The organism is Deefgea salmonis (assembly GCF_020531905.1).
Classification (GTDB): domain Bacteria; phylum Pseudomonadota; class Gammaproteobacteria; order Burkholderiales; family Chitinibacteraceae; genus Deefgea; species Deefgea salmonis.
Genome location: NZ_JAJAWG010000005.1, coordinates 23,007 through 38,232 on the forward strand (window position 1 = coordinate 23,007; position 15,226 = coordinate 38,232).

Annotated in this window: 12 protein-coding genes; 7 read left to right on the forward strand and 5 right to left on the reverse strand. The window is 46.5% G+C overall.

What is annotated here, in order from left to right; translation table 11 throughout:
• Window positions 1–24 precede the first annotated feature (24 nt).
• The gene (locus tag LG219_RS09220) at window positions 25–393 is read right to left on the reverse strand and encodes a hypothetical protein (RefSeq protein ID WP_226764206.1); all 369 of its coding nucleotides are present in this window, start codon (window positions 391–393) and stop codon (window positions 25–27) included.
• Between the two features lie 407 nt (window positions 394–800).
• Between LG219_RS09220 and parE the strand changes: the two genes are divergently transcribed.
• Window positions 801–2,774, forward strand: a complete 1,974-nt coding sequence (parE, locus tag LG219_RS09225) for a DNA topoisomerase IV subunit B (protein ID WP_226764207.1) — start codon at window positions 801–803, stop codon at window positions 2,772–2,774.
• A 190-nt stretch (window positions 2,775–2,964) separates the two neighbouring features.
• Here parE and LG219_RS15630 read toward each other — a convergent pair whose 3' ends face one another.
• The gene (locus LG219_RS15630) at window positions 2,965–4,041 is read right to left on the reverse strand and encodes a methyl-accepting chemotaxis protein (RefSeq protein WP_308444081.1); all 1,077 of its coding nucleotides are present in this window, start codon (window positions 4,039–4,041) and stop codon (window positions 2,965–2,967) included.
• Between the two features lie 225 nt (window positions 4,042–4,266).
• Between LG219_RS15630 and LG219_RS09240 the strand changes: the two genes are divergently transcribed.
• The 3 genes from LG219_RS09240 to LG219_RS09250 all read left to right on the forward strand — a co-directional run bounded on the left by LG219_RS09240 (window position 4,267) and on the right by LG219_RS09250 (window position 8,006).
• Window positions 4,267–5,100 (forward strand): transporter substrate-binding domain-containing protein, encoded by an 834-nt coding sequence (locus tag LG219_RS09240; protein WP_226764208.1) that lies wholly within the window; start codon window positions 4,267–4,269, stop codon window positions 5,098–5,100.
• 574 nt (window positions 5,101–5,674) lie between these two features.
• Window positions 5,675–6,874: a branched-chain amino acid ABC transporter substrate-binding protein gene (locus tag LG219_RS09245; RefSeq protein WP_226764209.1), complete on the forward strand. Its 1,200-nt coding sequence runs from the start codon at window positions 5,675–5,677 to the stop codon at window positions 6,872–6,874.
• A gap of 160 nt (window positions 6,875–7,034) precedes the next feature.
• Entirely contained in the window at window positions 7,035–8,006 is a 972-nt protein-coding gene (locus LG219_RS09250) for a M14 family metallopeptidase (protein ID WP_226764210.1), read from the forward strand.
• A gap of 93 nt (window positions 8,007–8,099) precedes the next feature.
• Here LG219_RS09250 and LG219_RS09255 read toward each other — a convergent pair whose 3' ends face one another.
• Window positions 8,100–10,634 carry a bifunctional diguanylate cyclase/phosphodiesterase gene (locus tag LG219_RS09255; RefSeq protein WP_226764211.1) on the reverse strand — a complete coding sequence of 845 codons (2,535 nt, stop codon included), beginning with the start codon at window positions 10,632–10,634 and terminating at the stop codon, window positions 8,100–8,102.
• Between the two features lie 265 nt (window positions 10,635–10,899).
• Here LG219_RS09255 and parC point away from each other — a divergent pair, with 265 nt between their 5' ends.
• From parC to LG219_RS09270, 3 genes are all read left to right on the forward strand, one after another.
• Window positions 10,900–13,191, forward strand: coding sequence for a DNA topoisomerase IV subunit A (gene parC / locus LG219_RS09260; RefSeq protein ID WP_444542517.1), 2,292 nt, complete (start codon window positions 10,900–10,902; stop codon window positions 13,189–13,191).
• On the forward strand, window positions 13,192–13,743 hold the full coding sequence (locus LG219_RS09265) for a M15 family metallopeptidase (RefSeq protein WP_226764213.1): 552 nt from the start codon (window positions 13,192–13,194) through the stop codon (window positions 13,741–13,743). It begins immediately after the preceding gene.
• 117 nt (window positions 13,744–13,860) lie between these two features.
• Complete coding sequence (locus LG219_RS09270; protein WP_226764214.1) at window positions 13,861–14,037, forward strand: hypothetical protein; 177 nt, start codon at window positions 13,861–13,863, stop codon at window positions 14,035–14,037.
• Window positions 14,038–14,080: 43 nt separating this feature from the next.
• Here LG219_RS09270 and LG219_RS09275 read toward each other — a convergent pair whose 3' ends face one another.
• Together LG219_RS09275 and LG219_RS09280 are read right to left on the reverse strand one after the other, a co-directional pair.
• Window positions 14,081–14,581, reverse strand: coding sequence for a DUF1993 domain-containing protein (locus LG219_RS09275; RefSeq protein WP_226764215.1), 501 nt, complete (start codon window positions 14,579–14,581; stop codon window positions 14,081–14,083).
• Between the two features lie 59 nt (window positions 14,582–14,640).
• Window positions 14,641–15,219, reverse strand: a complete 579-nt coding sequence (locus tag LG219_RS09280) for a chloramphenicol phosphotransferase CPT family protein (RefSeq protein WP_226764216.1) — start codon at window positions 15,217–15,219, stop codon at window positions 14,641–14,643.
• Window positions 15,220–15,226: the final 7 nt, after the last annotated feature.

Consider the following 15,226-nt stretch of genomic DNA (forward strand, 5'->3'; position numbering starts at 1 on the left):
GTCCAATATGGAGAGTTGACACTATTACTCTGAGTCTTCTTCAGTGGTTTCAATGGGTCGCATAATTCGACTAACAACCATCGCGGTGGCTAGACCTTTTGCATAACCTTCGGATTTTTTAAGCTCGCCATAAGCTTCTGCGTAACTAAGGGCTAATTGTTTGATGCGCGATGCGTCACCTTCAATAATCGCCGCTTGCAGTGCGCTCAAATTTAGACTTACGTTCTCTTTGGTTTTCTTGTAGTGCTCTGACCTTTCGATAGACCCAAGGAAGATTGGCAAGACCCGCTCAATCGCTGCATCTTTATCGCGGTGCGCTAGGTTATCTAGGGTTTCAGCGTGAAGTTGGCTAGTTGTAGCGATTAGACCAATTGTGAGAATTAGATTCTTCATTCGGTCAGCTCCGATAGCCGATTGGCTCTTGTAAGTTGCTTAAAGCCCAACACTCTATCGAATACTTACAGATTTAAACGATGTATTTTTACACTACCAATTAAACTACCCTGTCATAACGAAAGGGGTAAATAATTAAAAATTAAGTTTGATCAGCAATACAGCGATAGCGCTAATGCCCCAACCCTCTGCCTACTGGTCATTAACTGCCGTCTCCTTGGATCTCCCCCTTGAGGCGGCTTTTTGTCGAACACTATACAAATAGATATAATTAAATTAATTACTAATCTAGTACTTAAAGTCCACCTATTGTTTACTAGGAGACCCGCCCTAAGCTAGTATTAACGCTACTATCCATTCTCTGCTAGACTTCCCTCCAATCATTTTTACCGGTTTCACGTGAAACAATGGCAGCTCCTAAATACGACGAATCTTCCGTTAAGGTTTTAAAAGGCCTTGATCCAGTCCGCCACCGTCCTGGCATGTACACCCGCACAGATAATCCCTTGCATATTTGCCAAGAGGTGATTGATAACGCTGCCGATGAAGCGCTTGGTGGTTATGCCTCGCAAATTGACGTGGTTTTATATCGTAACCAATCAATGCGGGTAGCTGATAATGGTCGGGGTATTCCGGTTGGTTTACATCCGGAAGAGGGTGTACCCACGGTGCAAGTGGTATTTACTCAGCTGCATGCAGGCGGTAAATTTGATAAAAAAGACGGCGGGGCTTATGCCTTCTCGGGCGGTTTACATGGCGTTGGTGTTTCGGTTACCAATGCTTTGTCGACACGACTAGAAGTTGAAGTTCGTCGTGAAGGACAAATTAACCGCCTAGTTTTTTCTGGCGGCGATGTGATTGAACCTTTGTTAGTGACTGGAACATGTTTAAAAAAAGACACTGGCACGCGGGTTTTTGTTGAGCCCGATCCAAAGTATTTTGATAACCCCACCATTCCGGTGGCTGATCTTGAGCATTTATTAAAATCTAAAGCGGTGCTTTTGCCTGGGCTGATCGTGACGCTCAATATTGAGCAAGCGAATGGTGAATTACTCGAAAAACGCTGGTGTTATCCCGATGGTTTATTGGGTTATCTCAATGAACAAGTTGCTGGTTATACCCAGCTGATTCCTATTTTGCAGGGCGAAAAATACATCGAAGGTGAAGATGAGGTTTTCTCGCGTGGGGAAGGTTGTGCTTGGGCATTAACATGGACTGAAGACGGCAGCGTGAATCGCGAATCGTATGTGAATCTGATTCCAACGCCAGCCGGCGGTACGCATGAATCTGGCCTGCGCGACGGGGTGTTTCAAGTTGTCAAAACGTTTATTGATTTTCATAACTTGCTGCCCAAAGGCGTGAAATTACTGCCGGAAGACTTATTTAGTCGCTGCTCGTTTGTTCTGTCTGCCAAAGTGCTCGATCCGCAATTTCAAGGTCAAACCAAAGACAAACTCACTAGTCGCGATGGTCTCAAACTGGTGTCGGCAATGGTGCGTTCACCCTTTGAGTTGTGGTTGAACGAACACGTTGATTTGGGTAAAAAACTCGCCGAACTGGCCATTCGCGCCGCACAATCGCGGCAGAAAAATGCGCAAAAAGTTGAAAAGAAAAAATCCTCAGGCGTGGCGGTGTTGCCGGGTAAATTGACCGATTGCGCCTCGGATGAAACCGAGCGCTGCGAATTGTTCCTCGTCGAAGGGGATTCGGCGGGCGGCTCGGCCAAAATGGGGCGCGATAAAGATTTTCAAGCGATTTTGCCGCTGCGCGGTAAGGTGCTCAATACTTGGGAAGTCGATAAAGACCAGATTTTCGGCAACAACGAAGTCCACGATATGGCGGTCGCCATTGGCGTTGACCCGCATACGCTCGATAGCGGCGCAGATTTAAGCGGTCTACGCTACGGCAAAGTCATCATCATGTCCGATGCGGACGTGGATGGCTCGCATATTCAAGTGTTGTTGCTGACGTTGTTTTATCGCCATTTCCCGCAGCTCGTCGCGAATGGCCACATCTATGTCGCGCAGCCGCCGCTGTACCGCGTTGACGTTGGCGGTAGTGGTAAAAACAAACCACCACGCAAATTTTATGCGCTCGACGAAGGTGAATTAACCGCGATTCTAGATAAGCTCAAAGGCGAAAAATTACGTGAATCAGCATGGAATATTTCACGTTTCAAAGGCTTGGGTGAAATGAACGCCGAGCAATTGTTCGACACAACGATGAATCCCGATACGCGCCGCGTGATGCGGGTCTCTATTCATTCTGATGTGGCGGCCAATACCCGTGATGTGATGAATATGTTGATGAGTAAATCTGAGGCGTCTAGCCGCCGAGCATGGCTGGAAGCACGCGGTAATGAGGTTGAGGCCGATTTATAATGGGTATTGCCCTGTAGGTATTTATATTATTAGCTTATGGCTATATACCACACAAAAAACCCGCAAGCTGCGGGTTTTTTACTTGGAAATTTATTCGCAGTTGAAGCCAAATTATCATTGAATCGTGCCGAGCGTGCGGCACTGCGCGCACGATCAAACGACAAAAAAGCCTTCGAGATGTGTAATCGGCTTAATCGATCAGCTGATCAAAAACATGGCTCATTTTTAAACTGGTAGTTTCCATTTGGTTGAGCGCTTCAATCACCTGTGATTTTTTTCCGGCTTGCCATGCGCTAAAGGCTTGGCGACCTATTTGATGAATTTCATGATGTGGCACTTCTAATTCGCGATAAGCCGGATGATTGCCCGCTTGCGCTTTGCCTTCACCGCCGTAATACCAGCGACCAAAGCGGCATTGATGCGGATCATTGAAATTGGGCTTTGTAACACCACCGGCAACGCTGCTGTAAACGTTAAATTTAAATGCAATCTGCTCGAGTTTACTCACTTCAATCAGCGTATTGAGTCTATTTTTAACCATCTGCGTTTCCATTTCGGCGGATATTTTAATCAATAAACTCATTTGATTCGCAGCGTTGCCGCCCATTACACTAAATTGTGCCGTTTGCTCGGCGAGGGTGTTCATTGTGGATTTAACCGATTGGGTTTCTGTGCGAATATCTCCCACCAACTGACTAATCTCTTTGGTGGCTGCTCCTGTTCGTTCTGCGAGTTTACGTACTTCATCGGCAACAACCGCAAAACCACGGCCTTGTTCGCCAGCGCGTGCCGCTTCAATTGCGGCATTTAGGGCTAATAAATTGGTTTGATCGGCAATTTCTTTGATCATTTGCACGATGCCGCTAATTTGATCCGATTGCTGATTCAGCTGATCGACATCACTGACTGATTGTACTGCGGTGTTTGATAGTTGATTTAAGCTATTTGCAATCGTATTAATCGCTTGATTATTGTCTTGCGCCACGCGAGATAAATCAGCGGCGCAGTGTAGTTCTGCTTGCAGCTTATCGGTAAGCTCGCCGATTGAGTGCGTACTTAAATGGAGTGACTCTCCAAATAAAGCCATCGTCTGAAATAAAGACGGATAGTATTTTCCATCCCCATTATCTTGTATTTGTAAACTAGCAATAAATTGCTGATCACTGTTTAGCTTTAAATTTTCTTTTTTTAGTTGTGTATTTTCTGCGTGCAGTTGACGAATTTGTTCGTTTAAATCGGCAATGTATTTTTTATTAGTAAAGAACATTTGAGTCTCCACAATGTTTAAGCGACTGAGTATAGCGAATAATATTGCAAAGGCGCTTTTGTGGTGATAGCAACGTGGTAAATAACGACGCTTTGTTTATTTCATGAAGATGATTTTTCGTTGGTGAAATATTTATTTAATAATAAACAAGCGGGGAAACTACTGATTCGATTAAAATCCGCTCTCCGTATGATTTGCGGCTTACAGAGTAATGGATGAATGATCATGAAAAAATGGATTGTGATTGCTGTTGCAATCATCGCTGCGCCAGTGTTGTATTTTTCGTTAATACCAAAAAATACCCCAACGTCGAGCACTCAAGTCGCTAGTGCGACCACTGAATCGCAGCCCCTTTTGCGAATTGCCCTTGAGGGTAAATATCCACCATTTGAATATTTAGATAAAAACCAACAATTAGTCGGTTTCAATATTGATTTGGCCAATGCGCTATGCAAAGAAATGGCGGTGAAGTGCAGTATTGAACGCTATGAATGGGATGATTTAATTCCTGCGGTGCAGACCAAAAAAGCCGATGCAATTATTGCTACGATGTCGATCACTGATGAGCGTGAAAAATTAGTCCAGTTTACGCAACCTTATGCGCGCGTTCCTGCCGCATATTTGGCTAAAAATAATCGTCAATTTATTTTGCCGGTGATGACGCCAGAACGCTTAGCCGGTAAAACCATTGGTGTGGTTTCAAATACAACATTTGCCAACTATCTGACTACTGAATTTGATAATAGCAAAGTGAAATTAAAACACTATCCCGATGCCGATGCCTTGTTACTGGGAATGAATAACAATGAAGTGGATTTAGTATTTGGTGATAGTGCGGTGTTCGGCGAGTTTTTACGCGACCCACGGCATGCTAAAGACTACAATTATGTCGGCAATATCATCAAGGGCGATCCACGATTAGGACGAGGCGAAGCGATTGCTTTGGCTAAAGATGATCATGAAATGGTGGCAAAATTTAATAAAGCTTTAGATCAACTCATCAAATCGGGCCAGTATCAAGAAATGCAGTTTAAATACTTTACTTTACAGATTTTGTAAATAAAAAAGCCCTAATATGATATTGGGGCTTTTATTTTTTGATGATTAAAATAATTTCGCCGACGCGTAATGTGGAAAAAATATTGTTGTTGTGTTGGATTTGAATAATTTTTGACGCAAATTAATTCGGCCAAAAAATGCAATACTGGCCATTATGCGCACTGCGGCAGAGCGAGTATCAATCATCATCGATGATGCTGGTGGCGTATTTTGGCCATCGATGATCAATTGCTGGCGCAGTAGCGGTGCTGTATGAGCGATGCTAAAGGCTGTTAGTTTAGGGTTTTTTGACGTTGGATTAACCGCCTATTTGCTGCCGATTGGGCTCTGAGGCAAGGCACGACGCAGGTACTTTGTATGCTAGTAGGTGATTTATAACGCAGCGATGCCCATTGAAAATACGAAAAATAAAGCAGCTGTGCTTGATTGCAAATTAATCATTAGTTTGAACTGACGAGCAACTACAGGAATACCCTAGTATTCCTCTATGGCTTGCTACTGCATGATGCGCTGAGCCTTACGTAATTGGTATTAATACCGATCCGCCTTTTTATCTGTTTTGGAATGTCCTGAAATGAATATCACTTCTTATAGTCTGATTGCTGCAGCCGTGATGGGTTTGGCTGCGTGTGGTAAACAAGCGCCTGTTGGCAGCGATGCTGCGAGTACGCCAGCTGCTGAACAGCCAAGCCAGTCTGTGATTAAAATTGGCCATTCTGCGGCTTTAACCGGCCCTGCTGCGCATTTTGGTAAAGACAATGAAAACGGCGTAAAGCTTGCAATTGATGAAATCAATGCGGCGGGTGGGGTGGATATTGGCGGCAAAAAAATGAAATTAGAAATGATTTCAGAAGACGACCAAGGTGACCCGAAAACAGCCACCAATGTGGCGCAGCGTTTTGTCGATGCCAATGTGGCCGGTGTGATTGGCCATATGAATTCAGGCACGACGATTCCGGCGTCTAAAATCTATTCGGATGCGGGTATCGCCCAAATTTCACCATCGGCCACCGCGGTGAATTACACCAACCAAGGTTTTAAAACCGCATTCCGAGTGATGGCCAATGATGCACAGCAAGGTAAAGTGCTCGGTCAATATGCGGTGAGTCAATTAGGCGCGAAAAAAATTGCCATTATTGATGATCGCACTGCATACGGCCAAGGCTTGGCCGATGAATTTGAAATCGCAGCGAAAGCTGCTGGCGCGCAAATTGTGAAGCGTGAATTTAGTAATAACCAAGAAACGGATTTTAATGCGGTATTAACCAGCATTAAAGCCAGCAAGCCGGATTTGATTTTTTACGGCGGCATGGATGCACAAGCTGCGCCAATGAAAAAGCAAGCTAAAAAGCTGGGCTTGAATGTCATCATCATGGGGGGTGATGGTGCGCAAACGCCGGAATTTATTAAACTCGCCGGTGCCGATGCGGATGGTATGTATGCTACAAGCCCTGGCACGCCAAAAGATCAGTTAGCAGGCGGCAAGGCATTTTTAGAGAAGTTCAAAGCTAAATTTGGCAATGAGGTGCAGCTGTATTCTCCATATTGCTACGATTCGGTGAATATGATGGTGAAAGCCATGCAAGAAGCAGGCTCGGCTGATCCAGCAAAATATCTACCCAAACTGGCGGCAATGAAATACGAGGGTGTTACTGGGCCGATTTCGTTTGATGCCAAAGGCGACATCAATAATGGTGCGATTACGGTTTACACCGTTAAAAATGGTCAGTGGCAAGTTCTAGAAGTGATTGGTGGTGCGGCAGCAGCCAAATAAGAGATTGCCAGTGTGAAAAATTAGGCGCCTTCGGGCGCCTTTTTTTATGCTTGGATTATTTGGATTTTTTTGCGGTGGTTTTTTCGCCATACCAGCACGCTTGCGACGCAGTGTTGCGATGGTATAGTTGAAGGATTGAGTAATTCTATGGCGTATCTTCATGACAAAATCGAGCACTTTAAATCATCCGGTTTATCCAATTGGCACGCCAGGTATTGCTTGGGAATCCTTGGAAAAAGCTGCTTGGCTGGCTATACAGCAAAGAAAACGCAATTATTGGGATGAAGTCGTTAGCCCATTAACGGCTTTATTATTAGATCGAGATTCGCCACTGGCCGATTGGGCCGAGTTGGTTGAATATGCGGAGTTGGATTATCAGCCTCAGGGTTTGGCGCAGTATCCATTGTTTGCGGTGCGTAGCCGAAATTGGCAAGCGCATCGCCCAACGGTTTTAGTCACAGGTGGCGTACATGGTTATGAAACCAGTGGCGTGCAAGGCGCTTTGCAGTTTATTGCGCACAAACTGAGCCACTATCAATCGAGCGTTAATTTCATTATTTTGCCGTGTATTAGCCCTTGGGCTTATGAAACGATTAATCGCTGGAATCCATTGGCGATTGATCCAAATCGCGCTTTTGTCGAGCATAGCCCAGCAGCAGAATCTGCCGCAGCGATGGCGTTTATTCGCCAACAAACCCAAAAAGTGGCGTTGCATATCGATTTACACGAAACAACCGACACCGATAACTCTGAATTTGGCCCAGCGAAAGCCGCTCGTGATGGTTTGGTTTTTGAATATCACGATATTCCGGATGGCTTTTATTTGGTTGGCGATAGCGAAAAGCCCCAGCCTGAATTTCAACGCGCGCTAATCTCTGCGGTCAGCCAAGTGACGCATATTGCTGCCGCCGATGACGCGGGTTGCCTGATTGGTGAACCATTGCAGCAATTGGGGGTGATCAATTACGCCAAGAAAGCGCTAGGTCTTTGCGGTGGCCTGACTGATGCGATGTATGTGACGACGACCGAGGTGTATCCCGATAGTACCAATGCCACGGCTGAACAATGCAATCGAGCGCAAGTGGCAACGATCTGCGCGGCGATTGAGTATGTATTGCAGCACGGGGATTGATTGGTTTGGTTTGCCGATGGTTGTGATTGAACGACGATCTACACTTTAATCGGCACAAATCGCTCAATAGCTGGGTATATTATTCAAAGCCTTTTAAAGAAAAGCGTTGAATGATATACCCTTGCTTTTTTGTTGATCTTTTTGTTGAATGATATCTTCAGACCATGCTGCGAGCGGGGCTGGTCGCCCAAAGAAATACCCCTGAACGCGCTGGCAACCGAGCTCGCGCAAGCGATTGGCTTGGGCTTCGGTTTCTACCCCTTCGCCGACTAAAATCACTTTAAAACCGGCCGCCATACTGATAATGGCCGAGACAATCGCTTCGTCTTGAATGTTTTCGAGCATTCTGGCGATAAAGGATTGATCGATTTTAAGGTAGTCAAAATCAAATTGATGCAAATACGCTAACGATGAATAGCCGGTGCCAAAGTCATCAATCGCAATCCCAACGCCAAGCGCGCGAACCCGGCGAATTAATTTGGCGACCACTTCGCTTTGGGTGACTAAGCAAGATTCAGTGATTTCTAAGGTCAGATTGTGGGCTGGCAAGCCGGTGGTTTGCAAAATAAACAGCAGTTGCTCATAAAAATCAGATTGAATTAATTGCCGTACTGAGACATTCACATGCACGTCAAAATCATCTCGCCAGCCGGCTTTGAGCTGATCGGCAATTTGCTGGCAAGACTCTCGCAACACCCAGTTGCCAATTTGTAAAATCAGTCCTGAATCTTCTGCTGCTGGGATAAACACGCCCGGGGAGATCATACCGCGTGGGCTTTCCCAACGGATTAGCGCTTCTGCGCCGATGGTTTCACCATTTTGTAGGTCAATCACCGGCTGGAAAAACACCCGAAATTCTTGCCGTTCTAGCGCCAGTTTAAGCTCTGAAGTGAGTCGCGTTTTGGCGATGGATTGCTCAATCATTTCCGCTTCAAATAAAGTATACGAGCCAAATCCTTTGGCTTTGGCCTTGCCGAGCGCCACGCTGGCATTACGCAGCCAATCAGTTAAATCACAACGTCGAAAGCGCTCATACACTGCGCCAATGGATGCGGTGACGACGATTTCATCGGCTGATTGTTCGGCTTGAAAGGCCTCTGAGAAATAGGCTAAATAACGTAGCGTGGTATAGGTCGCCTCTTCTGGGCTGCTGATTTCTGGCAATAAAATAGTAAATTCAGCGCCAGCCGTTCGGGCGAGCAAGGCATTGGGTGGCAGATGCTCCAGCAGTCGCACTGAAATCGATTGCAATAAGGCATCGCCTAGCGCATGGCCGACGCTGTCGTTGATGGCGCGATAGCCATCTAAACCAATCAGCAGCATCAATTGCGACTGGCTTGGAGTATAAGCCCAATCATTGATGGCAACCGCCAGGCCGTTGCGATTCATCAGTCCGGTCATTGAGTCAAAACGGATTTGTTGATTGAGCTGCTCAAAAGACAGCGCGAGCTTGCCTGCCATTTCATTAAAGGTTTTGGTCAGTAGGGCAGTTTCTTTGAGCTGAATGCCGGAGCTGGGGATGGCTTGCCAATCGGCATGCCCGAGTTTTTCGGCGGCCAAGGTGGTGGAAATAATCGGCCGCGTGATACGGCCCAATAGCCACCATGCCAACATGGCTACCGCCAGCCCAATCAATAAGATCACTAGCACGGTATTGCGTTGATTTTGTTTTAGATTGCCAATCAGGTCTTTTTCGGGAATTAAAATAATGATTCGCCAATCAATGCCGGGCTGATTATTCAGTGAAATTGATTGAAAATAAATCCGCTCGCCACGTAATTGAAAATGAGTTTTTAAATTAGCCCCTTGATTGAGCAGTGCACTTGCGGCACGGATTTGGGCTTGCTCACTGTCTTTGGCTAAAGTGCGCTGTGCTGGTTGATTATGCATGGTAGTCATCACGCTGCGTGGTGAGGAATGCGTGACTAAACGCTGCTGTTGGTCAACGATAAAGATCGCGCCATGACCGAGTAGGGTTTGCTCAAGCAAAAACTGGTTGAAGTGATCGATATTTATATCGCTCATTAAAACCCCAATCAGCTGATTGACTTGGTTATACACCGGACTGGAATACGACAAAGTGGCCGATTGCGCCTGATCGAATGTGGCGTACACGTCAGACCAACTGGCTTGACCGCTGTGGATTGCCGCTTGATACCAAGGCCGATCTCTGGGATCGTAACCGGGAATGATTTGGCTTTCGGCGCCAATCTCGGCTTGCGGATAGAGCTGAAGCTGGTTTTGAGTTCTTTGGTCTTTGAGCAAGAGGCGAGTGATTTGTTGATCACGAAGTAGGGCAATAAACTGGCCACTTGCGCTGCCAAAGCCGATCAGACTGAGTGCGGGTTTATTACCTAAGACATGGGTATAGGTGTTAATAAACGGCTGATTCAGTTTACTTAAATCGGTTTTCTCGTTGATGGTTTGAATTTCAAATAAATTATTGAGAATTTGATTATTTAAAATTGGAATGGCTAAAAAGTCGAGCAATTGATGCCGAACTTCATTGGCCTGTTCGGCCATAATTTTTTCGGCTAAGTTTTCAATGGCCTTATTTTGGTTTTGAAATTGCAGCCAACTACTTAGCAATAGCGCCAAAATAAGTAAGGCAGCAAAGGTAAAACTCACGGCAAATCGTAGTGATATCTTGGTTTGCAATTCGTGCTCAAGCTAATAAAAATGGGCCTCGCACACTATAACAGTATTCTTACATATAGCCTGAGTTCAATATATCTTTTGTTGTTTGTCGTTAGCGCTTTGAACCTAGCCATGCAGGCAGATAGAATACGAGGCTAGATTCACTTTGGCCTGATCCATGTCTGATGATTTACTCGACCCCGTAGAAATGCCTGCAACACCTTTGAAATCCAATCAAGGTGGCGCTGCGCGTTTTATTGCTACTCAAGTTTCTGCCGTACCTGATGATGGTGAATCAGTACAGCTAGGGCTGTATGCCGAAAAAAGTTATCTTGAATACGCCATGAGTGTGGTGAAAAGCCGCGCCTTACCGCAAATTGAAGATGGCCAAAAACCAGTGCAAAGGCGAATTTTATACGCGATGCACGAGCTGGGTTTAATGGCGACGGCCAAACCGATGAAGTCGGCGCGGATTGTCGGCGATGTGTTGGGTAAATACCATCCGCATGGCGATCAATCGGCTTATGACGCCTTGGTGCGAATTGCCCAAGATTTCTCGCTGCGCTATCCCTTGATCGATGGGCATGGCAATTTTGGTTCACGCGATGGCGACGGCGCGGCGGCTTATCGTTACACCGAGGCGCGTTTAACGCCGGTGGCTGATTTGCTACTCGGTGAGCTTGATAAAGGCACCACCGATTTCACGCCGAACTACGATGGCGCATTTCAAGAGCCGGTTTTATTGCCTGCGCGATTGCCTATGTTGCTACTGAATGGCGCATCGGGGATTGCGGTAGGGATGGCGACCGAAATGCCGTCGCACAATTTAGGTGAAGTGGCCGATGCCAGCATCGCGCTGATTCGTAATCCAAAATTATCCACTGCTGAGTTACTCACGTATATCCAAGGCCCAGATTTACCGGGCGGCGGGCAGATTATTTCTTCGCAAAAAGACATTGCAACGGCGTATGAAAATGGCCGTGGTAGCTTGAAAGTGCGTGCCCGATGGGAAAAAGAAGAGCTGGCGCGCGGGCAATGGCAAATGGTGGTGACTGAATTACCACATGGCACGTCGAGCCAAAAAGTATTAGAAGAAATCGAAGAACTGACTAATCCCAAAGTCAAAAAAGGCAAAAAAGCGCTCAGCCAAGATCAAGTGCAAACCAAGCAATTGATTTTGAGCGTGCTCGATCGTGTTCGCGATGAGTCGGGTAAAGACAAATCAGTGCGTTTGGTGTTCGAACCAAAATCATCGCGGCAAAGCTCCGATGATTTGATGAATTTACTGCTCGCGCATACCAGCTTAGAAAGTAGCTTATCAATCAACATCGTGACCATTGGCCGAGATGGTCGACCTGGGCAAAAAACGCTGCGTGATTTAATCGCCGAGTGGATTGATTTTCGCTTTGTGACGGTGACGCGTCGTTGCCAGTATCGTCTGGGCCAAGTTGATGATCGCATCCATATTTTGGAAGGCCGCTTGCTGGTCCTGCTCAATATTGATGAAGTGATTCGCATCATTCGTCATTCGGACGAGCCCAAATCAGCGTTGATGGCGGCGTTTAATCTGTCGGAACGCCAAGCAGAGGACATCCTTGAGATTCGTTTGCGCCAATTGGCACGACTGGAAGGGATTAAGATTGAGCAAGAATTGTCTGCGCTACGGGCGGAAAAAACCGAGCTAGAACACTTGTTGGCCAATCCGGCGGCAATGCAAAAGCTCATTATTAAAGAAATCGAAGCGGACAAAAAGAAATACGCCGATCCACGTCGCACTTTAATTGAGCACGCCGAACGCGCGGTTGCTGAAGTGGCCGTAGTGGATGAGCCGGTAACGATTATCTTGTCAGAAAAAGGTTGGTTACGCGCACGCCAAGGGCACGCTCTTGATTTGCAAAGCCTGAGCTTTAAAGACGGCGACAGCCAATTGGCGGCGATTGAATGTCGCACGATTGATCAGCTGGCCCTGTTTGGTAGCGATGGCCGGGTGTATTCGATTCAAGCCTCGGTGGTACCGGGTGGGCGTGGTGATGGGGTGCCAGTCACCACCTTGGTCGATTTGGTGGCTAAAACGCGGATTACCCAAATGCTGGCGGCTAAATTAGGCGAATGGGTGGTGCTGGCCAACTCCAGTGGCTATGGCTTTAGTTGTTTGTTTGATAATTTACTCAGTCGACAAAAAGCCGGTAAAGCCTTTTTGAGCTTGGAAGAGGGCGAAACCTTGCTGCGGGTGTCGACTTTTGTTCCACGTGAAACATCGTTAGTCGCTTGCTTATCCACGGCCGGGAAATTGCACTTGTTTGCCTATAACGAATTTAAGCAACTCACTGGCGGTGGCCGTGGCGTGATTACCATGGCACTGGATGCAAAAGATCAACTCAATGCCATCACCATTTGTGATGGTTTAACGTTAACCATTAATTACACTGGGCGTGGCGGTAAAGCGCAAGAGTGGATTTTAAATGAGAACGAAATGGCGCCGTATATTGGTAAGCGTGCTAAAAAAGGCAAGCCGATTAGCACTGCATTTAAACTGCCTGGATTTTAAATGAAACCATATCCATTAGGTATGACGCCAGAGCTCGCATTGGCATGGGCTGAGCTGGGTATACCTATTGAATTATTGCAAAGCCGCCATTTAACCTTGTTTGCTGAAGCCACTGAATTAATCGATGTGGCGGAGAGTGACGATGGCCGAATCTGGCAATTGATTCCTGCCGCCGCCGCCGCATGGCAGAAGATGCAGCGAGCGGCTTGGCAAGATGGTGTTGATTTACAAATTGCATCGGCTTATCGCGCCAGCACGCGGCAAGTGGCGTTAATCCAAAGAAAGTTGACTGCTGGCGTGCTGATCGACGATGTTTTGCAGGTGCTGGCGCCACCGGGGTGTAGCGAGCATCATACCGGTAGGGCGGTGGATATTTTTACGCCGGGCGGCCCTGTGGTGACGGAAGAATTTGAATATATGCCGGCATTTACTTGGTTAAATTCGCATGCGGCTGAGTTTGGGTTTAGTTTGTCTTTTCCACGCAACAATCGTTATGGCTATGTGTATGAGCCTTGGCATTGGTGTTGGGAAGAAAAAAACAGCCTCAAGTGATGCGGTGCAGCATTTTACCGACCAGTGGTAGTTCAGTTTTGCTCAATCTCAACGATATTAAAGCTAAGAGCAATAGATCAACGGCCTCTTGCCGTCGCGCTCAAAGTGATGAAGATCATGACTTACGCCATTCACCCCGTTTGGAGCACGACACAGCAGCCGCAATTGATGCGCTACGGTTTATATAAAATCAGCGCAGAGGGTGAGCAAGAAATCGCGCAAGCGGGCTGCCTTGAGTCGATCGAAGCATTACGCCAGCAATTATTACAGCTAGCAATGTCAGAAAATGCATAAAAAAACAGCACGGCAAGCCGTGCTGTTTTTATGTGTGGAATGATTAAACTTGACCCATGTAGTCTTGTTTGCCAATGTCGACGCCGTTGCTGCGTAAAATGGCATAAGCAGTGGTCAGGTGGAAATAAAAATTAGGTTGCACAAACGAGAGCAAATAAAAATCCGCACTCATTGGATGATCGGGTAAAAAAGACAAGGTAATCGTTTTGCCGGCAGCGTCTTTAAAATCGTGTTCTGATACTGATTCAATAAATTCTTGGGTGGCAACAATCCGCCGTTGTAAATCGGCAAAGGTTTTTTCATCATCTTCATGTATCGGAGCGGCAACGCCAGAGAGGCGGGCAACGCAGAATTTAGCGTTATCACAAACGATTTGCACTTGCTTGGTGAGATTAAACATATCAGGAGCAAGACGCAGGCCGAGCATGGTTTCGTCGCTGATTTTTTTATCTGCCGCAAATTCTGCCGCTTTGTCTAGAAGATGCGCAAGTTGGTTTAGGGCGCGATTGTAAACCGGAACGGTGAGCTGGTAGTAGTCGAACATGGCACTTCCTTACGTTGGTAGAGTGGAAAGATGGCGTTGACCCTTACTATCATCGTGCTTTAGTTGTGCATATTCAAGTGTTCTAGCGTTTCGATTGCTCCTGACCATGCGCCATGTTTGAGTATATCGCTGCAGATCTTTTCAGATGCTGCTTGTGGCAATATACCCGTCGTATCAATATTTAAATCGTATTGCATATCTTGATGAACGCGGGCACTTTGCCACGCGACTAAGCCAATCGCCCGATCTTTACGCGCTTGCTCACGTGCCATTGCGACTTCCAAATTACAATACACGCCAATTAAAGCCACTGAATAACCCGCTAGTTCGGTGAGCAATTCGCGCTTTTCACCGCGCTCACACCAAGCATGATCAATCAATAAATGGCAGCCTGCTTGCAGCAAAGCGGGTAAGCAATAATGATAGCCGCGCACTAAGCTTGGCCAATCGTAACCGGGGCGAGTTATTTCAGTGCCGGTTTGCATCTTGAGCAAATCGCTGGCTGGCAAAGCGTCGAGTATTCTATCGATGCTGAAATTGAGATATTGCTGGGGCAGCGATTCTTGTAATAATTTGGCGAGAGATGTTTTGCCCGAGCTGCTGCTACCGTTTAAAACAATGACTTGGGGAAGAGGCATAAATAAT